General features: G+C 68.5%; 18 protein-coding genes. 13 read left to right on the forward strand and 5 right to left on the reverse strand.

Translation table 11 applies throughout. The features are described from left to right. The first annotated feature begins 100 nt into the window (after positions 1 to 100). Together BLV94_RS38425 and BLV94_RS38430 are read left to right on the forward strand one after the other, a co-directional pair. The gene (locus BLV94_RS38425) at positions 101 to 745 is read left to right on the forward strand and encodes a DNA alkylation repair protein (RefSeq protein ID WP_244163867.1); all 645 of its coding nucleotides are present in this window, start codon (positions 101 to 103) and stop codon (positions 743 to 745) included. Positions 746 to 851: 106 nt separating this feature from the next. Next, positions 852 to 1307, forward strand: a complete 456-nt coding sequence (locus tag BLV94_RS38430) for a tellurite resistance TerB family protein (RefSeq protein ID WP_072944086.1) — start codon at positions 852 to 854, stop codon at positions 1305 to 1307. A 41-nt stretch (positions 1308 to 1348) separates the two neighbouring features. Here BLV94_RS38430 and BLV94_RS38435 read toward each other — a convergent pair whose 3' ends face one another. Beyond that, the gene (locus BLV94_RS38435; RefSeq protein WP_072944087.1) at positions 1349 to 4621 is read right to left on the reverse strand and encodes an arabinosyltransferase domain-containing protein; all 3273 of its coding nucleotides are present in this window, start codon (positions 4619 to 4621) and stop codon (positions 1349 to 1351) included. A 124-nt stretch (positions 4622 to 4745) separates the two neighbouring features. Here BLV94_RS38435 and BLV94_RS49720 point away from each other — a divergent pair, with 124 nt between their 5' ends. Further along, a complete protein-coding gene (locus BLV94_RS49720) occupies positions 4746 to 4916 on the forward strand; it encodes a hypothetical protein (protein WP_167372207.1) in 171 nt (56 codons plus the stop codon). A gap of 29 nt (positions 4917 to 4945) precedes the next feature. Here BLV94_RS49720 and BLV94_RS38440 read toward each other — a convergent pair whose 3' ends face one another. Further along, on the reverse strand, positions 4946 to 5584 hold the full coding sequence (locus BLV94_RS38440) for a DUF4232 domain-containing protein (protein WP_072944089.1): 639 nt from the start codon (positions 5582 to 5584) through the stop codon (positions 4946 to 4948). 162 nt (positions 5585 to 5746) lie between these two features. On the opposite strand from BLV94_RS38440, the gene BLV94_RS38445 reads away from it, so the two are divergent. After that, positions 5747 to 7171, forward strand: coding sequence for an aldehyde dehydrogenase family protein (locus BLV94_RS38445; protein ID WP_072944090.1), 1425 nt, complete (start codon positions 5747 to 5749; stop codon positions 7169 to 7171). 161 nt (positions 7172 to 7332) lie between these two features. Further along, a complete protein-coding gene (locus tag BLV94_RS38450) occupies positions 7333 to 8130 on the forward strand; it encodes an SDR family NAD(P)-dependent oxidoreductase (protein ID WP_072944092.1) in 798 nt (265 codons plus the stop codon). On the opposite strand, the gene BLV94_RS38455 is transcribed toward BLV94_RS38450, so the two are convergent. From BLV94_RS38455 to BLV94_RS38465, 3 genes are all read right to left on the reverse strand, one after another. Beyond that, entirely contained in the window at positions 8124 to 9506 is a 1383-nt protein-coding gene (locus BLV94_RS38455; RefSeq protein ID WP_072944094.1) for a flavin monoamine oxidase family protein, read from the reverse strand. The two genes, BLV94_RS38450 and BLV94_RS38455, sit on opposite strands and share 7 nt — an antisense overlap. Positions 9507 to 9577: 71 nt before the next feature. Next, the gene (locus tag BLV94_RS38460; RefSeq protein ID WP_072944096.1) at positions 9578 to 10648 is read right to left on the reverse strand and encodes an LLM class flavin-dependent oxidoreductase; all 1071 of its coding nucleotides are present in this window, start codon (positions 10646 to 10648) and stop codon (positions 9578 to 9580) included. Position 10649: 1 nt separating this feature from the next. Then, positions 10650 to 11948 carry an O-acetylhomoserine aminocarboxypropyltransferase/cysteine synthase family protein gene (locus BLV94_RS38465; RefSeq protein WP_072944097.1) on the reverse strand — a complete coding sequence of 433 codons (1299 nt, stop codon included), beginning with the start codon at positions 11946 to 11948 and terminating at the stop codon, positions 10650 to 10652. A gap of 199 nt (positions 11949 to 12147) precedes the next feature. On the opposite strand from BLV94_RS38465, the gene BLV94_RS38470 reads away from it, so the two are divergent. From BLV94_RS38470 to BLV94_RS38505, 8 genes are all read left to right on the forward strand, one after another. Next, a complete protein-coding gene (locus BLV94_RS38470) occupies positions 12148 to 12846 on the forward strand; it encodes an alpha/beta hydrolase (protein ID WP_072944099.1) in 699 nt (232 codons plus the stop codon). A gap of 48 nt (positions 12847 to 12894) precedes the next feature. Then, positions 12895 to 14259, forward strand: a complete 1365-nt coding sequence (locus BLV94_RS38475) for an aminotransferase class I/II-fold pyridoxal phosphate-dependent enzyme (RefSeq protein WP_072944101.1) — start codon at positions 12895 to 12897, stop codon at positions 14257 to 14259. 150 nt (positions 14260 to 14409) lie between these two features. Then, the gene (locus tag BLV94_RS38480) at positions 14410 to 15801 is read left to right on the forward strand and encodes an LLM class flavin-dependent oxidoreductase (protein WP_072944102.1); all 1392 of its coding nucleotides are present in this window, start codon (positions 14410 to 14412) and stop codon (positions 15799 to 15801) included. 35 nt (positions 15802 to 15836) lie between these two features. Further along, the gene (locus tag BLV94_RS38485; RefSeq protein ID WP_072944104.1) at positions 15837 to 17360 is read left to right on the forward strand and encodes an ABC transporter substrate-binding protein; all 1524 of its coding nucleotides are present in this window, start codon (positions 15837 to 15839) and stop codon (positions 17358 to 17360) included. Then, positions 17357 to 18382, forward strand: coding sequence for an ABC transporter permease (locus tag BLV94_RS38490; protein ID WP_072944105.1), 1026 nt, complete (start codon positions 17357 to 17359; stop codon positions 18380 to 18382). The genes BLV94_RS38485 and BLV94_RS38490 overlap by 4 nt, the downstream gene beginning before the upstream one ends. A 6-nt stretch (positions 18383 to 18388) precedes the next feature. Continuing rightward, a complete protein-coding gene (locus BLV94_RS38495) occupies positions 18389 to 19246 on the forward strand; it encodes an ABC transporter permease (RefSeq protein WP_072944107.1) in 858 nt (285 codons plus the stop codon). Continuing rightward, positions 19236 to 20102 carry an ABC transporter ATP-binding protein gene (locus tag BLV94_RS38500; RefSeq protein ID WP_072944108.1) on the forward strand — a complete coding sequence of 289 codons (867 nt, stop codon included), beginning with the start codon at positions 19236 to 19238 and terminating at the stop codon, positions 20100 to 20102. The genes BLV94_RS38495 and BLV94_RS38500 overlap by 11 nt, the downstream gene beginning before the upstream one ends. Continuing rightward, on the forward strand, positions 20095 to 20922 hold the full coding sequence (locus BLV94_RS38505) for an ABC transporter ATP-binding protein (protein WP_072944110.1): 828 nt from the start codon (positions 20095 to 20097) through the stop codon (positions 20920 to 20922). The genes BLV94_RS38500 and BLV94_RS38505 overlap by 8 nt, the downstream gene beginning before the upstream one ends. Positions 20923 to 20935: the final 13 nt, after the last annotated feature.

Raw genomic sequence — 20935 nt, forward strand, 5'->3', positions numbered from 1 at the left:
GGAAGACGGTCGACGTAAGCTGGGCGCGATGTCGGGCGGAGAAGTAGAGGAGATCGTTGTGGCGACTCGTGCGGTACCGCAGGCCAGTGTCGGCGACGTGATGGCGGAACTGGCGGCCCTGGAAGATCCGAAGATCCGCGCCGTGAACGAACGCCACGGCGACGATCACGGTGTCAACCTCACCAAGCTGCGCGCAGTCGCGAAGAGTCTGAAGACCCAGCACGACCTCTCCGGTGAGCTGTGGGGGACGGGTGACACCGCGGCCCGTCTCGTTGCGATCCTGATCTGCCGCCCCAAGGCGTACTCCGCGTCCGAGTTGGACGCCATGCTCCGCGAAGCACGCGTCCCCAAGGTGCACGGCTGGCTCGTCAGCTACGTCGTCAAGAAGAGCCCGCACGTCGAAGAACTGCGCGTCGCGTGGTTCGCCGACGCCGACCCTGTCGTCGCCAGCGCGGGGTGGGCGCTGACCAGCGACCGCGTGGCGAAGGACTCCGGCGACCTCGATCTGCCCGAACTCCTCGACCTGATCGAGGCGCACATGAAGGATGCGCCGGACCGCCTGCAGTGGGCGATGAACGAATGCCTCGCCAACATCGGCATCCATCACCCCGAGCTTCGTGCCCGCGCGGTCGGCATCGGCGAACGCCTCGAAGTCCTGAAGGACTACCCGACCCCGCCCAACTGCACGTCCCCGTACGCGCCGATCTGGATCAACGAGATCGTCCGCCGCCAGACCCAGAGCTAGCCGCGTGCGACTGCGCTGGTAGACCGACCGCGGCGACGTCCGCCCACGAAACCTGGCAAATTGGACACCACACGCACCGTGCGTGGGCACACGAAGAAGGAGTCCAATGGCTTTCTGGGATCAGCTGAAGGCAAAGGCGTTCGAGATGAACGGCCAGCTCAAGACGAAGACGGCGCAGTTCCAGAACAAGGAGTTCGCCAACGCCTCGATGGCCATGTGCGCCCTCATCGCCGCGGCGGACGGGACCATCGACCCGTCCGAGCGGCAGAAGACTGCGGGGCTGATCACCAGCAACGAGGCGCTCAGTGTGTTCCCGTCGGACGAGCTGAGCCAGAAGTTCGACTGGTACTGCAGCAAGCTGCAGTCCGATTTCGAGTTCGGCAAGATCGAGGCCACCGCCACCATCGCGAAGCTGAAGACCAAGCAAGATCAGGCTCGGGCGGTCATCCAGATCGGCATCGTCATCGGCGGCGCCGACGGCAACTTCGACCAGAACGAGCGAAACGTGGTGCGGGACGCCTGTTTCGCCGTCGGCATCGCGCCGGCCGAATTCGAACTCTGAGGTGAACGGTGACGCGCCCGGTGCGGGCGCGTCACCGACGCTCAGTAGGCGGTGATGATCGGCGCCGGATTCCACAGTCCCGAACGCTGAGTCCGGGTGGTGTCGATCTCCGCGGCCGTCGCACCCGCGTCGAGGGGGGAGTACTGCTCCACTCCGCCCCAGTCGCGGTCCCAGTCGTTCTTCAGATACGACGGTATGGTTCGGCTCGCCCGGGTCATCTCGATCCAGCCGAGGGGGCCGCCGCCGTACCGGTCCTGCCACAGGCTGGTCATGATCGCGCCGGGACGGTCCGGAAGGATCCGGTACTCGGGCGCCTCCGCGACACCGGCCCGGTGATCGAACGGTCGCTGGCACGGAAACGCAAGGCCCACAGCCCAGTCGATCATGACCGGCGATTCGGATCCGATCACGTCGTTCAGTGTCTGCGTCCGCGGAACCCGCGGCGGTGTCACCGCCAGCCACTGCTGCGGATCGCTGTCCGTGTCCGACGCCACCAGCCGGATGACATCCGTATCGGCCGGCAATGAATCGAGCGGAACCCGCAGATTGCGCCACGACGGCGCCGGACCGATGTCGATCGGCGTCACCCGTCCTGCGACCGCGACCGTGCCGTCCTGCTGTGCGGTGCCGTACTCCACCTCGAGGTTCTGGCCGTAGGTGACGACGCCGTCCGCGTCGACGGAGCGGATGCGACCCGCCGCGGCGATGGAGACGAGGTCACCGGCACCGGTATCCGATTCGGCACCGGGCAGCCGGTACCAGCCGGTGGTCAGCGACGCGTCGCCGTCGCTGCCGTCACTGCCGAGGACCGGGCTGCTCGCGGGGTCCAGTCCGAACGGCAATGCCACGGCACTGCCGTTGACACCCACCGCGCCGGCGCCGCCGCCGGTGCCCGCGGCGTTGCTCGACGCCGTCTGCTCGGTGTTGTCGGTCTTGACGGAGTTGGCGACACCCGCATCCGACGATTCCTCGTCGGCGCTCAGGTCTCCGGCGACACCGTTCGGGGTGAAGCCGACGCTGCCGGTGCCCGCGAGGGCGGTCGCCGCGTCACCGGACAGCGGTTGCAGCAGTGACGCGTTGGGATCGGTTTCGAGCAGGACGTCGTTGGCGAGGCCGCACGGTGCGCCGGTGACGGCGTCGACATTGGAGCGTGCGAGGGAGAACGCCGGGTACTGCGCAACCGCGCCCTTCGCCATCGACAGCACCTCGAACAGCACCATCGCGGCGGCCGCCACCGTCAACGGCGGGAGCGCCCACACGCGGCGCTTGCGCACGGAGTCGTTGCGCGTGTAGGGCTCGCGGAAGTAGCACCACGCCGCGATCAGCAGCATCACCAGGGTGGCGCCGAGCAGGATCGTGCCCGCACCTAGTCCGGCGATCGACACCGGCTTGTCCCACCACGGGACGCTGTAACTGGACACGTACCACCACCCGTTGGTGCTGGTGAAACACATCGCCAGCAGGAACAGCACGGCGGCCGCGAACAGGGTGCGGTTGCGTGGCGAGCGCACCACGGAGGTGCTCACCGCCACCGACGCCAGTACGGCGAGCGACCCGGCGAGTCCCGCGTAGATGCCGAAGTGGTGCGTCCACTTGGTGGGCGTGAACATCATCAGGCCCATCGCGGCGAGCGTGATGCCGATGAGCCGCCGCGACGGTCCGGCCGCGGTCCCGGGAATCCGGCCACCCTTGCGCAGCATCACCAGGACCGTCACCGCCAGGGACAGCACCATCACGAACACGCCGAACCGGCGCGACAGCGAACCGTCGACGGAGATGTTCAGCAGGTACTGGTAGCGGAGGTACTCGTCGAACCAGGGGACGTTGGGGCCGATGGCATGCACGTGCTGCATCTCCATGACGGCGGCGAGGGTCTGGTCGGCGAACACCGCCACCAGGATCACGGTTCCCGACGCGACGAGCGGCGCGAGCAGTGCAAGATAGCCCACGGTCTTGGCCCGCGCGATCACGATCTGCAGGATCGGCCGGGCGCCGGCGACGAGGGCGCCGAAGCAGATCAACCCGGACGGTCCCGCGGTCAGCGTGGCCGCGCCGACCAGGATCGCCACCGCGGCGGGCAGCAGCCGACGGGTCGCGACGGCGCGTTCCACCGAACACCACGTGAGCAGCACACCCACCGCGACGATCGGTTCGGGCCGCAGACCGTTGTTGTAGGGGAGCCAGAACGCGAGGAACACCAGCCCGCCCGTCCACAATGCGAGCCGGTTGCCCCGGACGGCGGCGCCGAGTCGCGGTGCCACCTCACGGCTGATCACCAGCCACGCGACGATGCCGGCGAGCAGCGCGGGCAGGCGCACGAACGGGCTGGCCGGTGTGATGTTCGCCAGCACCGCGAGGACGTCGTAATAGGGGGACCCGAACGGCGCCTCGGGGACGCCGTACCAGCGGAAGTAGTTGGCCATGTAGCCCGCGGCCTCGGACGTGCGGGCCATGTTGAACTGGTAGCCGTCGTCGGAGGTGGAGGCGCCGATGAAATGCCACAGCACCAGCGTGCCGATAACGACGGCGTCGACGGCCCCGAACGACCACCAGCGGGTGGGCAGGAATCGTCGTGCCCGGCGACCGTCCACGTTGTCGAGCCGGTGCAGTGCCACCAGGGCCAGAATCGTGGCCAGCGCACCCACCACCATGGCCACGAACTTGATCGTCGACGGCGTCGACGAGAACCGGCTGTCGATCTGCGCGGTCACCTGCAGTCCGTCGGGCACCGGCCCGTCGAGGTCGCTGAAGATACCCACCATCTGCGGGCGGAGGTCGCCGTCGACGACGGTCGGGGCGTCCTGGCCTGCCGTCACGAATCCGGCGGTGGTCCGCGTCGAATCCGAGGACACCACGAGCGTGCAATCGGCAGGTAGCCCGTCCAGCGGTGACGACAGCAGGACCTGGTTCCGCAGCACCACCTCGACGCCGGCGGGACCGTCCGCGGTCGCCGGATTCACCCTGGCGACCAGTCCGTACCGCCCGGCGTCGGGGGCACCCGCGGGGGCGGTGGAGGTCAGCAGCCCGCCGCGGTCGGCGAGTTCGCCGACCGTCGAACAGGGGATTCGCACGTCGAGGCTCAGTGGCGCGTAGGAGACGAGCGGTGCCTCGACGCTTCCGGTGCTGCCGTTCTGCGGCCAGGTGAGGGTGGCGCTGTCCTGCTCGACCGGAAGGAACGGGAGCGACAAGGTGAGCAGTACACCGAAGAGGGACGCGACGATGGCGAGGGGACGGGCGGAGCGAACCGACTGACCGAGAGGAGACGACTGCGGCGGGGTCCCGATCGGCGACTCGTCCGAGTCGTCTCTGGACACATTCGCCGATTCCAGCCTGCTGTCAGTCACGACGTCGGATAGTACCCATCCGCGCCGATGGTGAGCGAAGGCAAGGAACAGTCCTGGTGGGAGGGATTCCCGCCCCCGAGGATCACATCAGGAGGTGTCTCATGATCCGCCACCGGCGCTCCGGCCGAGTGAGGAGATGATGGTGATGCCGCGGGCCGCGGCGGTGCCGAACCTCGGAATGCACTTCGCGGATGATCTCGAACATGCCTCCGCCCTCCTCCTGCGCGACCACGTCTATCCCGACCGTAGGTCGGGCCCGGGGTGAGCCGATTCACCCGGTGCGGGTGAACAAGGTCACCCCGTGACGGGCTGCACCGACAGCTGCTTCACGCCGGTCTGCGAACAGCCGGTGGTGGGGTAGGGGAGGAACACCGAACCGGTGTCGTTCGGCGGATACACCCGGAAACCCGCGACCGGCGTGGGGCCACACGTGTCGGCGGGATAGTTCTGCACCACCGTCGCACGCACCGCCGCGGTGGCCCGCGCGCCCGGAGCCACCGTCACGGGAGTCTCCGTTCCGCCGTCCCTCTCGGCCGCCGCACCCACCTGCGGGCCGTCCGGGGCCGCGACGTAGGACACCCCGGGGTATCCGTGGAGGATGCAGTCGCGGGTGCCGGTGTTGGTGAAGATGAGCGGGATCTCCTGCGATCCGGCCGCCCCGCTGGGCTGGCCGAGCGTCACCTGCAGTTCGCCGATCAGGCAGCGGTCGGGGTGCGCAGTGGTCGTCCCGGTCGGCGACGGCGCGGTGGTGGTCGTGGTGGTGGTGGCGGCGGTGGTTGTCGTGGTGGCCGCCTCCGAAGTCGTCGAGGTGAGGCCGCCGGGCGAGGGTTCGGCGGTCCCCGACTCGTCCGTCGAGCCACATGCCGAGGCGGTGAGTGCGGCGGCGATACCGAGTACTCCGAGAAGGGTGCGTGCCGGTGACTGGGTGCGCATCTGATCGCTCCTCCTGCTGACTGTGCGGCGTACGTCGATGGTCCGCGATCGGCGGCGTCCCGGTGGGTGGTTCGGGGAGATCGCATTCGCCCCGAACAGGCGGGCTCCGGTCGTAGGCTGCGGGCGCAAGGTTTCCGCGACACTTTCACTGGAGGCAGATCGATGAGCGAAGTTCTGGACCGGACCAAGATCTACATCGACGGATCCTGGGTCGATTCGCAGGGGACGGGCCGGATCGACGTGGTCAACCCGGCCACGGAGGACGTCATCGCGGTGGTCGCCGAGGGCACCCCCGACGACGTCGATCGCGCCGCGACTGCCGCACGAGCCGCCTTCCCCGCATGGTCCGCGCTCAGCGGCACGGAACGCGGCGAGTACCTCCGGAAGGCGGCCGCCCTGATCAAGGAGCGCCTCGACGACTTCACCGCCCTGGTGTCCCGCGACATGGGCATGCCGCTGGGATTCGCGAAGCCCATCCAGATCGGGATGCCCCTCGCGAACCTCGCCGCGTTCGCCGAACTGGCCGCCACCTACGACTTCGACGCCCACGAGGTGGGCAACTCGCTGATCGTGCGCGAACCCATCGGGGTCGTCGGTGCGATCACCCCGTGGAACTTCCCACTCCACCAGGTGGTGCTGAAGGTCGGCGGTGCGCTGGCCGCGGGCTGCACCGTGGTGCTCAAGCCGACCGAGGTCGCGCCGCTCGCCACCTACGCGCTCGCCGACATCTTCGACGAAATCGGTCTGCCCGCAGGCGTGTTCAACCTCGTCAGCGGATTCGGGCCCGTCGTGGGCGAGGCGATCGCCGGCCACCCCGAGGTGGACATGGTCTCGTTCACCGGCTCCACCCGTGCGGGCAAGAGGGTCGCGGTGGTCGCGGCCGAGACGGTGAAGAAGGTGGCACTCGAACTCGGCGGCAAGTCCGCCAACGTCATCCTCGACGACGCCGACCTGACGAAGGCGGTCACCGACGGCGTGGCCAAGTGTTTCCTCAACTCCGGCCAGACCTGTTCGGCGCTCACCCGGATGCTGGTCCCCGCGGACAAGGTGGACGAGGCCTCCGCCATCGCGGCGAAGGTCGCGCAGAACTACTCGGTCGGCGACCCGACGGCCGCCACGTCGGTGCTCGGGCCGCTGGTGAACTCGAACCAGCTGAAGCGGGTCCGCGGCTACATCGAACAGGGCATCGCGGAAGGCGCGCGCGCCGTCCTCGACGGCCGGGAGACCGGCCAGGATTCCGGCTACTTCGTCGGCCCCACCGTGTTCGCCGGTGTCACCGAGGACATGACCATCGCCAAGGAGGAGATCTTCGGTCCCGTCCTGTCCATCATCGGATACCAGGACGAGGACGACGCCGTGCGGATCGCCAACGCGACGGAGTACGGGCTCGCCGCCGGCGTGTGGTCCGGAGACCAGGAGCGGGCCGACCGGGTCGCGCGGCAGTTGCGCGCCGGCCAGGTCGAGGTGAACGGCGGCGCGTTCAACACCAACGCCCCGTTCGGCGGGTACAAGCAGTCGGGCATCGGTCGCGAGGCGGGCGTCCTCGGCTTCGAGGAGTTCCTCGAGATCAAGTCGATCCAACGGTAGGCGGCTTCGCCGCCCGTGCGCCTTTCTGGTAGTGACTGCTACCAGAAAGGCGCACGGGTGCGGAGCGCAATTGGCCTCACGCTGAACCGAATCCGTGACTCCCCGCCGTCGCGGTCCTACCCTCGAATCGAGGGGTGGACAGCGGAGATGAGGAGAACACAATGGATCTCGGTCTGAGCGGCAAACGGGCCGTCGTCACCGGCGGCAGCCGCGGAATCGGTCTCGCGATCGCGCGCAGCCTCGCGTCGGAGGGGGTCGACGTGGTGCTCGCGGCCAGGGGCGCCGAGGCGCTGGAACTGGCGGCGAAGACGCTGTCGCAGGAGACCGGCCGGAGGGTCATCGGGGTACCCACCGACACCGGCGACGACAAGTCGGTGCGCGCCCTCGTGCAGCGAACGGTGGACGAACTCGGCGGCGTCGACATTCTCGTGAACGCGGCGGCCACACCGTGGAGTGCAGGCAAGCCGAGCGACTTCGCGTCCACCACCGACGACGTGGTCCGCGGCGAACTCGAGATCAAGGTGCTCGGCTATCTGCGGACCGCCCGCGCGGTGGCACCGCACCTCGTCGAGCAGGGGTGGGGACGGATCATCAACATCAGCGGGCTCGGTGCACGCCAGGCCAACTCCATCGCGCAGACCGTCCGGAACGTCGGGGTGTCGGCGCTGACGAAGAACCTCGCCGACGAACTCGGACCGCACGGCGTCAACGTCACCGTGGTCCATCCCGGATTGACGCGGACGGAACGACTCGTCGACCGGCTGACGGAGCAGTCCGAGGCGGAAGGGGTGCCCGTTGCCGAACTGGAGTCGCGGCTGGCGACCAACTCGATCCACCGGTTGATCGACGCGAGCGAGGTCGCGGACGTCGTCACGTTCCTGGCGTCGCCGCGCAGCGTCGGGATCACCGGCGACGCGGTTGCGGTCGGTGGGGGTGCGCCGGGCGCCGTCTACTACTGAGCGTGGGCGGGTGACAGCACGCCGTCGCGCTGGGTGACTTCGCGGGCGGCGCGTTCACCGGAGCGGACGGCGCCGTCGACCCAGCCGCACATCACGGACGAACTCTCCGTGCCCGCCCAGTGGATGCGACCGCACGGCGCGCGGAGGGCGTGGCCGAACTGGGTGAGCACTCCCGTCGGTGCGTGGCTGAGCATGCCGCCGCCGGAGTACCGCTCCAGGCTCCAGTTCTGCTCGATGTAGTCGACGGGGGAGGCCGCTGCGGCTCCGAATCTCGCGGTCAACTCGCCGAGCACCGCCTTCTTCCGCTCCGCTTCCGGCAGCGTCCCCAGCGTGCGGGCGATCGGTCCCTCGACGATCACGCACAGAACGCCGGGACGTCCGGTGTCGGTGCAGGCGTCGATGGTGATCGTCGCGGGGGAGTCGGGGGCCGCCGACTGCCCCGACAATCCGTCGGCGCGCCAGAAGGGTTCGTCGTAAACGACGGCGATCTTCATGACGGCGCCGCTCGGCATCCTCTGGTGCAGGAACGACCGATCCATCGGGAGCAGGGGCTCGTAGAGGATCTGGCTCGCGATGGCGAGAGGCACCGCGACGATCGCTCTCCGCGCCCGCACGGCCAGGTCCGCGGAGCGAACGGTCACGCCGTCGCCGTCCTGCGCGAGGTCCCGGACGGGTTGCGACAGGTGGAGCGCGTCGCCGATCTCGGCTGCCATCGGACGGTAGACGGCCCCCATCCCGCCGACCGGCCGCGCATCCTCGGCCGCGTCCTTCACACCGAGAACGAAACCGGGACCGCCGCCGGACGCCATCTGATACAGCACGAACAGCATCGACACCTCGGATGCGGCGGACGTGTAGCAACCGGCGACGGCGGTCTCGAGAAGGTCGTGGGCAGGCTTGGACAACGTGTTGTCGCCGAGCCATTTCGCGAGACTGATCGAATCCCACTTCGCGGCCTTCTTCGCCTCCCACGGCGCCTCGAGCGGGATCGTCTTGCACATCTGGCCGAGTTCGAAGAACACGGCGCCGAGATTCGCCGTGGCCCAGGGACTCATCGTCAGGGGAATCGTGCCCTTGTACCGGTACTGCTTGCCGTCGACGACCATCATGGCGTCGCCGTCGGTGTACTGCTTGTAACTCGGGACGCCGAATTCGTCCATCAGGGCGTAGATCCGGTCCTGCCCCGGCCCGATCCACGCGCCGCCCCGGTCGATCCACGAACCGTCGTCGCGGGTCTCGGTGAACGTGCGCCCGCCGATCCGGTCGCGGGCCTCCATCAGCGCCACCGTGTGCCCGGCCTGTTTCAGACGCAGCGCCGCCGTCAGTCCGGCGAATCCGGCTCCTACGACGCAATAGTCGACTTCGATCTCTGCCATGACGAATCCCCTCGCGCTCTTCGATCCTTACTCGCGACGAGGGGTCCGGTCAAGGCCCCCGTGAGTACTTGTTAACCGCCGGTGGTTAACAAGTACTCACGGGTGGGGACGAGCGGGAACACCTGCTCGGCGATGCGCTCGAGTTCCTCGTGCGCGGGGGAGCACTGGATGAGCAGCAGGGTGAGGCCGGCGTCCTGGTAGGCGCGGATCTTCTCCGCGACCTGTTCCGGTGTGCCGACGAGGTCGGGGCGCAGTCCGCGGGTGCCGACGGAGTATTCGCGCCTGGACAGTTCGACGTCGAGTTCGGAGTTCTTCACGAACTCCTCGAACGACGCGTACCCGGGCGAGTGCGGGTCGACGGTGGTGATGCGTTCGAGCTCGGCGCGGGCCTCGGCTTCGGTGTCGCGCACGATGATGTAGGTGGACATGCCGAATTCGGCCATGTCCCGCTGGTGGATTCGCTGCGACCGCGCATTCATGTCGGCGATCTTGGTGCGCACCTCCTCGACGGTGCCGCCGTGCAGCACGTACGAGTCGGCGAACGTCGCGATCGATTCGCGGCCGCTCTCGCTCTCGCCGCCCGCGAAGACCGGGGGATGGATTGCGGGTTTCGGCGACAGGATCGAGTCGCGCACGCTGAAGTGCTCGCCCTGGTAGGTGAACGGGGTGTGCTCCCAGAGTCCGCGGAGTACGTCGACGAATTCGGTGGCCTGCCGGTACCGGTCGTCGTGCCGGGTGAACGCGCCGCCGTACTGCCGGGCTTCCTCCTCCCACCAGGCGGCGACGACGTTGAGCGCGAACCGTGCCGCACCGGCGTCGGTGGTGCCGGCGATGTCGGTGATGGTGGCCGATTCCTTCGCGGTGACCGCGGGCAGGTGGAATCCGGGTCGCACCGCCGTCATCACCCGGAGCTGTTCGGTGACCGCGAGGATCGCCGACGACAGCGACCAGGCCTCGAGGCTGGGTGCGTCGACGCCCTTGCGGTCGTTGAGGTAGAGCTCGGGGACGAGGGTGGTGTGGTATCCGAGCCGGTCCGCCAGCTGCGACAGCTTTTTGACGTAGTCCCAGGTGGCGGGCATGCCTTCGTCGCCCAGGTTGCGCAGAAACCCGCCGTAGATGGGCGTCCAGTAGCCGAAATGCATGTCATTCCTCCGTGATGGCGTCGAGCGACGCACGCAGATCGTCGACGAGGTCTTCCAGGTTCTCCAGTCCGATGGACAATCGGACGGTGCGGTAGCCGAATCCGGCGTCGCGGAGTTGCGTGTCGTCGAGGTGGCTGTGCGTCGTGGTGGCGGGGTGCACCACCAGCGAGCGGGCGTCGCCGATGTTGGCGACGATGGCGAACAGTTGCAGCGAGTCGACGAACTTCGCGACCTTCGTGTCGTCGACGGCGAGGTCGAACGAGAAGACCGAGCCGGCGCCGCGCGGCAGGTACCGCTGGGCCGCGTCGTGCCACCGGTTCTCCGGCAGTCCGGGGTAATTGACCTTGGCGACCGCGGGATGACCGTCGAGGAACTGTGCGATCGCCAGCGCCGAACCGACTTGCCGCTCCAGCCGCAGGTCCAGCGTCTCCAGCCCTTGAAGCAGCTGGAACGAATTGAACGGGGACAGTGCGGGACCGAGGTCGTGGACGACCTTCGTCTTCGCGTACACGAGGTAGGCGCTCCGGTCGCGTCCGAACTCGTCCCACAGCACGAGGTCGCCGATCCGCGGATACGGCTCGGTGAACTGGGTCCAGCGCCGCGGCTCCGCGCCGAAGTCGAATGTACCGAGGTCGACGATCACCCCGCCCAGCGACGTTCCGTGCCCGCCGATGAACTTGGTGGCCGAGTACACGGCGATGTCGGCGCCGAAGTCCTTGGGGCGGAGCAGGTACGGGGTGGCGATCGTGTTGTCGACGATCAGCGGTACCCCGGCCTGGTGCGCGATGTCGGCGACGGCCCGGACGTCGAGGACGGAGGCGACGGGGTTGCCGATCGTCTCGGCGAAGAAGGCCCGGGTCTCGGGGCGCGCGGCCGCACGCCAGGCGTCGAGGTCGTCCTGGTCGACGAGCGTGACGTCGATCCCGAAGTCCGCGAACGTGTCCGTGAGCAGGTCGACCGTGCCGCCGTACAGTTGCCGCGCCGCGACGATGTGCTGCCCCGACTTGGCGAGGGTGAGCAGTGCGACCGCGACGGCGGACTGCCCGGACCCGGTGGCCAGCGCGGCGACACCGCCGTCGAGGTCGGCGAGCCGCTGCTCGAGCACGGCCTGGGTGGGGTTCCCGGTGCGGCTGTACAGGTTTCCCTTGCGGCGCAGGGAAAAGATGTCCCGTGCCTGGTCGAAGCTGCCGAAGTCGTAGGCAACCGATTGGTAGATCGGGGGGATCGCGGTGTTCTGCGGCGTGCCGGGCTGATAGCCGGTGCGGACCTGCCGGGTCGCGAACCCTGTGGTCTCGGGCATCGGTGTGCCTGTCCCTTCGTCGATACTCTTGATTGGCCGGGGGTCGATCACAAAACGAATATGTTCGGAACAAAACACGAAGTGTGACGAGAAGACACGCGTTTTGTTCTGCTCGAGCATTACTCTTGTTTCACCGCGCGCGGGTGAGTCAGGGTGACGCAGTCAATCCTGCGAACAACCACCCCGAGTGAGGTAATCAGTGGACATCGACTGGCTGGAACCCGAAGCGACCGCGCGTGGCTCGGTGATCGTCGTCGCCGGCCGAGGTGAGCATGCTCACGTGTACCGCAGGTTCGCCCGCCGGATCGCGTTCGACGGCTACCGCGTCGCGGTGGTGGAGAACGACCCCGCCGCGGCCGCTCGGGTGATCGCCGACGCCGAGTCCGGTCTCCCGCTCACCGTCGTCGGGTCGGACAGCGGTGCTCTCACCGCGCTCGACCTCGCCGCCACCCATCCGGCCGTGTCCGGGGTCGTGGCCGCCGGTCTCCTCATCGCGGGCACCGACGCCTTCACCGGAGGGTGGGACGGCGAACTCGAGATCCGCTCCGCGTGTCCGGTGCACCGGGGCGTCCTGGCCGCGGACGATGCTCTCGACCGCGGCACGCTCGGCGCGGAGACACCGGTCGCCACCGCGGATTCACTGACCCACGTGCAGGTTCCCGTCCTCGTCGTCCACGGAGGCGCCGATGTCCTCAGCCCGCCGGCGGAGGTCCTCGCCGTCGCGTCCGCGTTGCCGGGCGCCCGCGTGGTCGTCGTGAACGGCGGGCGGCACGACATTCTCAACGACGTGTCCCACCGGTCCGTCGCCGCCGAGATCGTGCAGTTCCTCGAGCGTCTGCGACTGCCCGGCACGCCCGACGTCCTCCTTCGCGAACCGGCGGGCGCACTCGCGCAATGAACCGGCCCGGGGCGGGGCCGGTAGTGGTTGTCGATCGAAGGGGTGTGGATGTCAGCGGTGCTGGAGTCGGAGACGATTGCTCCGGAGTGGTTGCTCGAACGAATCGACGGCCGCACCGCGGAACTCGCCGATGCCGTCGCCGACCTCATCCGGTCGGGTGAGCTGAGCCCCGGCGACCGCCTGCCGACCGTCCGCGCACTCGCGAAGGCGACCGATCTCAGTGTCGGTGCGATCGTCAGCGCGTGGGGCCGGTTGCAGGAGCAAGGTTTCGTGCAGACCCGCCGCCGCGGCGGCACCGTCGTACTCCCGCCGCTCGACAGTGTGCCCGAGCGCGGCATCCCCGATTGGCGTGGCGTCGACCTGGCGCAGAATGCACCGGATCTGGCGCTGCAGCCGTCCCTGTCCGACGCTTTGTTGTCCAGCCTGGACGCCGAGACGTTGAATGTGTTCGGGCGGGAACTGATGACCGAGCGTCTGCGCAATGCCGTCGCTCCGGGGTGGCCGTTCGAACCGGAGGCGTGGGCGACCGCGGGCGGCGGCACCGAGGCGCTGCTGCTGGCGGTGGAGGCGGCGGCGCCGCCCGGGTCCCGGGTGGCGGTCGACGAGCCTCTCGGCCCGGGCGTGCTCGACACCCTCCGCGATCTGGGTCTGGATGCGGTCGGCGTCGGCGCCGACCGCGACGGTCCCCGGCCGGACGCGCTCGACGAGGCCCTGACGGCCGGTGCGGTCGCGTTCGTGTTCCAGCCCGGGGCGCCGTTCGCCGTCGACCACGCGGTCAGCGCGCGGCGCACCCGCGAACTCGCCGACGTGCTGCGACGGCATCCGGCGGTGTGGGTGGTCGAGGACGACTCGATCGGACCGCTCGAACCGGAGCAACCGCCGACGCTGGGCTGTGAACTGCCGCAGCGTGTCGTCCGGATCCGCAGTTACTGCAAGGCGTACGGGATCGACGTGCGGACCTCCGTCCTCGGCGGCTCCCGCGAGCTGATCGAGAAGGCCATGAAGGTGCGCAGTCACGGCGTCGGCTCGAACAGCCGGATCCTGCAGAACACCCTCGCCCACCTGATCGGCAGCGCCGACGCCGAACACGCGGTCACGGCGGCGCACGAACGCTACGCCGCGCGGCGCACGACGCTGCTCGGGGCCCTGATCGACCGCGGTATCGAGGCTTTCGCGGGCCCGCACAGTCTGGTCGTGTGGGTGACGGTGTCGGACGAGACCGCGGCGCTGGTCGCGTTGGCGCGGCAGGGCATCTCCGTGGGGGCGGGATCGCGGTCGTTCGTGCGGTCACCCGCACGGCAACTCCTGCGCCTGTCGGCCACTCAATTGCCCGACGACGCCGAGCTGATCGGGCAGCTCGCCGACGTCGTCGCGGCGGCTGTCGCGGAGTCGTCGCGCGAGTTCTTCGACTGATCGGACTTTGTTCGGCAGCACTGCGGGACATACGAAATATGTTTTGAAACATCGAGAATTTAATACTCTGCACGCGTCTGTTTGCTCCATACACTTCAACGCGGCGTGCCGAGGCAGGTGCCTGACGGCGAACGACGAAGGAGCGAGAACATGACGAGACGGCAACTGAAATTGGGAGCTGTCCTCACCCCCACGGGTGGTCCCGGGCACCCGTACACCTGGCTGGACCCGGAGATCCCCGGCGACGCCAGCGTCGACATCGACTGGTACATCGAGTACGCGCGTCTCGCCGAGCAGGCGCGGTTCGACCTCGTGTTCATCGTCGACAGCCAGTTCATCACCCCCGACTCGCCCCCGCACTACCTGAACCGGCTCGAGCCGCTGACGCTGCTGTCGGCGCTCGCCGTGGCCACCGAGCACATCGGGCTCGTCGGCACCCTGACCACGTCGTTCAACCAGCCGTTCAACCTCGCGCGACGGTTCGCGTCCCTCGACCTGATCAGCCGCGGCCGCGCAGGCTGGAACGTGGTCACCAGCGGCGACTCGGGCACCGCCGGAAACTACAGCCTCGAGGAGCATTACGACTACGCCACCCGCTACGGCCGGGCACTCGAACACGTCGAGGTGGTCAAGGCGCTGTGGGATTCGTACGAGGACGACGCGTTTCCGCGCGACCGGGACGCCCGCCGCTTCCTCGACGCGGACAAGCTGCACACCCTCGACCACCGGGGTGAGCACTTCTCGGTGGTGGGCCCGCTCAACATCGAACGCTCACGGCAGGGCCAGCCGGTGATCTTCCAGGCCGGCGACTCCGACCAGGGCCGCGACCTCGGCGCGCGCATCGCCGACGGGATCTTCACGCATGCCCCGAGTTTCGAAGCGGGAGCGGCGTTCTACGCCGACATCAAGAACCGGGCCGCGGCGTACGGGCGCGCCCCCGAGGACATCGTGATCCTGCCGGGCGTCACCGTCACCGTGGGCGACACCGACGCCGACGCCCGCGAGATCGAACGCACGACCCAGCTGGCGGACAACGACTTCGGTAGGTCCCTGCGGGAACTCGGCCGGCCGTTCGGCTGGCACGACTTCCAGCAGTACGATCTCGACGCGCCGTTCCCCACCGAGGCCTTGCAGCACGCCGAGCGGAGTTTCTACACGCAGGCGAAGAAGATCACCGACCTCGCTGTCGGCCGCGGGCTGACGCTGCGGCAGACCGTCGAGGCGCTCAACGCGCCGAAGACGTCGCCGTTCACCGGCAGCGCCGAGACCGTCGCGAACGAACTGCAGCGCTGGCTGGACGGTCACGCCCTCGACGGCATCAACATCCACATCGGTCACCCGGCGCAGTTCCGCCGCTTCGTAGACGAGGTGCTGCCGATCCTGCGCGAGCGCGGGGTGGTCCGGGAGGATTACGAGCAGGACACCCTGCGCGGCAACCTCGGCCTGCCCTTCGCGGAGAACCGCTACACCCGTGCGCGGCGTGAGGGCATCGACCCCGCCCCGCTGCCCGGCACCACCGCGTCGCTGTCCGCGAGCGTCTGAATCACCACCCCCCTTTGCATGGTCAGGAGCACCCAGTGAGCAAGAAGAGCCGGCGGATCGCCGGCGCCGTAATATTCGGAGTGATCGTCGGTCTCGTGGCCACCGCGTGCGGCGGTGGCAGCAGTTCGGACGGCGCCGAGGTCAAGTGGGCGTTCAACCTCCCCACCTCGTGGGATCCGGTGACGAGCCGGACCGGAAACGACATCAACACCATCAGCCTCGCGTATGCGTCGCTGACCCGGCTCGACGCCGAGGGCAACGTCGAACCGTCGCTCGCCGAGAGCTGGAAGTACAACGCCGACGGCACCGCGGTGACGTTCAGCCTGCGTGACGGTTTGACGTTCTCCGACGGGACCACCCTCGATTCGCAGGCAGTGAAGGCGTTCTTCGACCGGGGCAAGACCCAGGACGATTCGTTCCTGCGCGATCAGCTCGCCGGCGTCACCGAGGTCACGGCAGACACCGCCACCGACGTCACGCTGCACCTGGCCGACGCCGACTACCAGATCCCGTACCTGGTCGCCGGGCGCACCGGTGCGATCGCCAGCCCGACGGCGGCCGCCGACCCGCAGAAGCTCAGCGTGTGGCCGGTCGGGGCCGGTCCGTTCACGATCACCGATTTCGTCGCCGAGGATCACGCGTACTTCGAGAAGAACCCGAACTACTGGGACGCCGAGAACATTCACATCGACCACTTCGAACTCAGCGTCGCCCCGGACCCGGCCACTCTCGTCGCCGGTGTCCAGTCCGGCTCCATCGACTTCGCGACGCTGCCTGCGTTGCAGTCCAAGGAAGCCGAGGCCGCCGGTCTCGACGTGACCGTGAAGCCGTCGCTCGCAGCGAACGACGTGTCCATCAACCTCAACAAGGCCCCGTTCGACAACCCGAAGATCGTCGAGGCGTTCCGCTACGCATTCGACCGCCAGGCATTCGTCGACGTCATCACGAACGGGCTGGGGAGCACCACCAGCCAGCCGTTCCCCGACGGTTACCTCGCGTTCAACCCGGAGATCGAGAAGCTCTGGAACTACGACCCCGACAAGGCATCTCGTCTCCTCGCCGAGGCGGGCTACGCGCCCGGGCAGTTGTCGATCGAGATCACGGCGCAGTCGGCGGCCACCAACCGTGCGGAACTCGTGCAGTCGCAGCTGAAGAAGATCGGCGTCGAGTCCACGATCAAGGTGGTCCCGCCGGGATCGTCGACGTGGCAGAGCGAGGTCTACATCGCGAAGAACCCGCAGCTGGCCACGGACGGCACCATCGGACGTGAATCCCCGGTGCAGAACCTGCTCGCCGTCTACGGTCCGGAAGGCATCATGAACCTCAGCGGCCCGCACGCGTCGCCGGAGTTCTCCGCCGCACTCGACACCGTGCGCCGCACCCCGCTCGAGGACCCGGAGTACAAGCCGCGGTTGTGGCAGGCCGTCAAGGTCGGTGTCGAGCAGTCGCCGACGAACTACCTCTTCAGCAACCCGTGGATCATCGTGTCCAACCCGGACCTAAAGAACCTGAACATCCTGCCGTCCCAGGTTCGCTGGGAAGGCGTCACGGTCTCGTGACCACCGCAGACATCGAGGCCGAAGGCACCGGGAGGACATTCGCTCTCCCGGTGCCTGCGGGCGCGTTCGGCACGGCGGCGCGGATCGTGCTCGGCACCGTGCTGATCGTGGTCCCGGTCTTCCTGTTCTCCACCCTGATCACGTTTCTGCTCGGTGCGGCCAGCGGGCTGAATCCGGCCGCCGGCATCGCCGGTGACGCCGCGACCCCGGAGACGATCGCCCGGATCAACGCCGAGTTCGGGCTGGACAAGCCGGTCTGGCAGCAGTACGTCGACTGGATGTCGAGCATGCTGAGCGGCGACCTCGGTGTCTCGTGGTTCAGCAAGATCCCGGTCAGCGAGTTGATCGGTGAGCGGCTCGCCGTCAGCGCCTCCATCGCGGGTGTCGCGCTGGTCATCGGACTCGTCCTCGGTGTCGGGCTCGGGGTGCTCGCCGCCGTCTACAAGGGCAGCCTGCTCGACCGGGCGATCACCGCCTACACGTCGGTGGCGTCGACGCTGCCGCCGTTCGTCATCTCCATCGGACTGATCCTCGTCTTCAGCGTCGGGCTGCACTGGCTGCCGTCGGCCGGGTACGTCCCGCCGGACGAGAACTTCGGCCGCTGGCTGTCGTTGATCATCATGCCCGCGATCGCGCTGAGCATGGACGTCGTCGCCGATATCGCGCGGCAACTCCGCACCGGCCTGGTCGCGGAACTGGATCAGAACTACGTCACCGGCGCGGTGGTGCGGGGCATCGGTCCGTCACGGATCCTGTTCGTGCACGCCCTGCGTAACGGCAGCGGTCCCGCCCTGTCGATCCTGGGCATGAAGATCCCCACGCTCATCGGCGGCGCCGTCGTGATGGAGACCATGTTCTCCATGCCCGGCTTCGGTCGCCTCGCCGCCGACTCCGCGCTGCGCGGGGACGTTCCGATCGTCCAGGGAACGCTCGTCGTGGCGATCGTGTTCGTGCTGTTCTGCAACATCGTCGTCAACATCGCCCAGAGCGTCCTGCAGCCGGCCACCAAGCGGAGAGACTGACATCCCATGCTCACAGCAATTCTGCGCTATCACTCCGCCCGAGCCGCGGTGATCGTCCTCGGCCTGATCGTGGCCCTCGCGCTCTTCGGGCCCGTTCTCGCGCCGTTCGACCCGCTCGAACAGGACACGTCGGCAATCCTGCAGGGCCCGAGCGGAACTCACTGGCTCGGAACGGACAACGTCGGGCGGGACGTGTTCAGCCGGCTGCTTGCGGGTTCGACCGTGTCGGTGCTGTCGGCTCTGCAATGCGTCGTCGTCGGATTCCTCCTCGGAGTGATCCCGGGCTTCCTGTCGGTGTATCTGGGGCGCAGCGTGGAATGGTTCACGCTCCGGCTGATGGATGCGCTGATCACGCTGCCGTTCCTCGTGTTCGCCGTCGCAATGACCGCGCTGCTCGGAAACGGGCTGGCGCAGGCGATGTTCGCGGTCGGCATCCTCATCGCGCCCGCGTTCTACCGGGTCACTCGCGCCGCGGCGCTGACCGTGGCCAACTCCCAGTACGTCGAGGCCGCCGAACTGATGGGCGCCGACACGTCCTGGATCATCCGCCGCCACGCGGTGCGCAAGGTGCTGCCCGCGGTAGGGGTGACATTCGCCGCCATGACCGGGGCCAGCCTCGTCATCGTGTCTTCGCTGACCTTCCTCGGGATCGGCGTCGTCCCGCCCGACCCCACCTGGGGCGGACTCCTCGCCAGCGGACTGCAGTACCTCTACCAGGTTCCGTTCGGTCCCGTCGTCCCCGCGCTGCTGATCGTGGCGACCGTGTGGGCGCTCAATGCCATCGCCGACGCACTGCGCGATGCAACCGGCCGCCCCGCACGACGCGCCCCCAGGAAACAGGAGGTCACCTCGGATGTCCACTGACACACTCGATGCCACTTCGGCACCGGACACCACACGCCCCCGCAGGCCGGTGCTCACCGTCAGCGATCTGCGTATCGCCCTCGACGACGGAACCGAACTGGTCCGCGGCGTCGACTTCTCCCTCGCGCCCGGCGAAGCACTCGGGATCGTCGGCGAATCGGGAAGCGGCAAATCGCTGACCTGCCGCGCCATCCTCGGAATCCTGCCCGGCGGAATCGACGTCACCGCAGGCTCGATCGACTTCGACGGCATCGAACTCACCGACCTCGGGCGCAAACAGTGGCGACCCCTGCGCGGCACCCGCATCGCCGCCGTGTTCCAGGACCCGGCGTCCTACCTGAACCCGTCCATCCGCGTCGGTGAACAACTCGCCGAGGCGCTCCGGTCCACGCTCGGACTGTCCCGCGCCGACGCCAAGCGGCGCGGCCTCGAACTGTTCCGGAAGATGGGGCTGACCGACGCGGACACCGTGTACCGCCAGTACCCGCACGAACTGTCCGGGGGGATGCTCCAGCGGGTGCTCATCGCGATCGCGGTGTCCGCGGAACCGGAACTCCTCATCGCGGACGAGGCGACCACCGCCCTGGACGTCACCGTCCAGGCCGAGGTCCTCGACCTGCTCGAGGACCTGCGTGAGGAACTGGGCCTCGCCCTCGTCCTCGTCTCGCACGACCTCGCCGTGGTCGCTCAGGTCTGCGACAGCGTGATCGTGATGCGGGACGGTGCCGTCGTCGAGTCCGGGCGGGCGGACGACCTGCTCACCGCGCCCCGGCACGAGTACACCCGCCAACTCGTCGACAACCATCGGGAATACGGGCTCGAGTCGTTCATCGGGAAGGAGGCGGCTCGTGTCTGAACCGTTGCTGCGCATGACCGACGTCCGGGTGGAGCGTGGGCTCCGTGGCGCCCGCAAGCAGATCCTGCACGGCGTCGACCTCACCATCGATGCCGGCGAGAAGGTGGGACTCATCGGTGAAAGCGGCTCCGGGAAAACGACACTGGCCCGCACGATTCTCGGTCTGATCACCCCGACGGCCGGGTCGGTCGAGATCCGCGGGCAGCGCGTCGACGACCTGCCCGCGGCGCAACGCCGGGCGCACCGGCGCACGGGGACCGTCCAGTACGTGTTCCAGGATCCGCTGCTGAGCCTCGACCCGGACATCCCGGTGGGCGAGTCGATCGCCGAGGGTCTGATCGTGCGGGGCGGGCTGGACCGTGACGTCGTGCGGTCGCGGGTGGCAGCGGTGCTGAGCAGTGTCGGGCTCGACGCCGGCATCGCGGCGCGGATTCCCGCCGAACTGTCGGGCGGGCAGCGTCAGCGGATCGCGATCGCGCGGGCCCTCGTCCTGGATCCGGCGCTGCTGCTGCTCGACGAACCGGTGAGCGCCCTCGACTCGGTCAACCGCATCCAGATCCTGAAACTGCTCACCGAACTCGGGCATTCGAGGCAACTCGCTCAGCTGTTCATCTCGCACGACCTGGGGGCCGTCGCCGCGCTGGTCGACCGGATCGTCGTGCTGTACCGCGGCAACATCGTCGAGGACGGACCCACCCATCAGGTGATCTCCGATCCGCAGCACCCCTACACCGCGCTCCTCGTCGGATCGGCGCCCACCTTGAGTGGTGGCGCCGTGACCCGCGAGCGTCGCCGGGAGTTGAGGCTCCGCCTCCCGTGAGTACTTGTTAACC

The sequence above is a fragment of the Rhodococcus koreensis genome (assembly GCF_900105905.1).
GTDB lineage: Bacteria > Actinomycetota > Actinomycetes > Mycobacteriales > Mycobacteriaceae > Rhodococcus_F > Rhodococcus_F koreensis.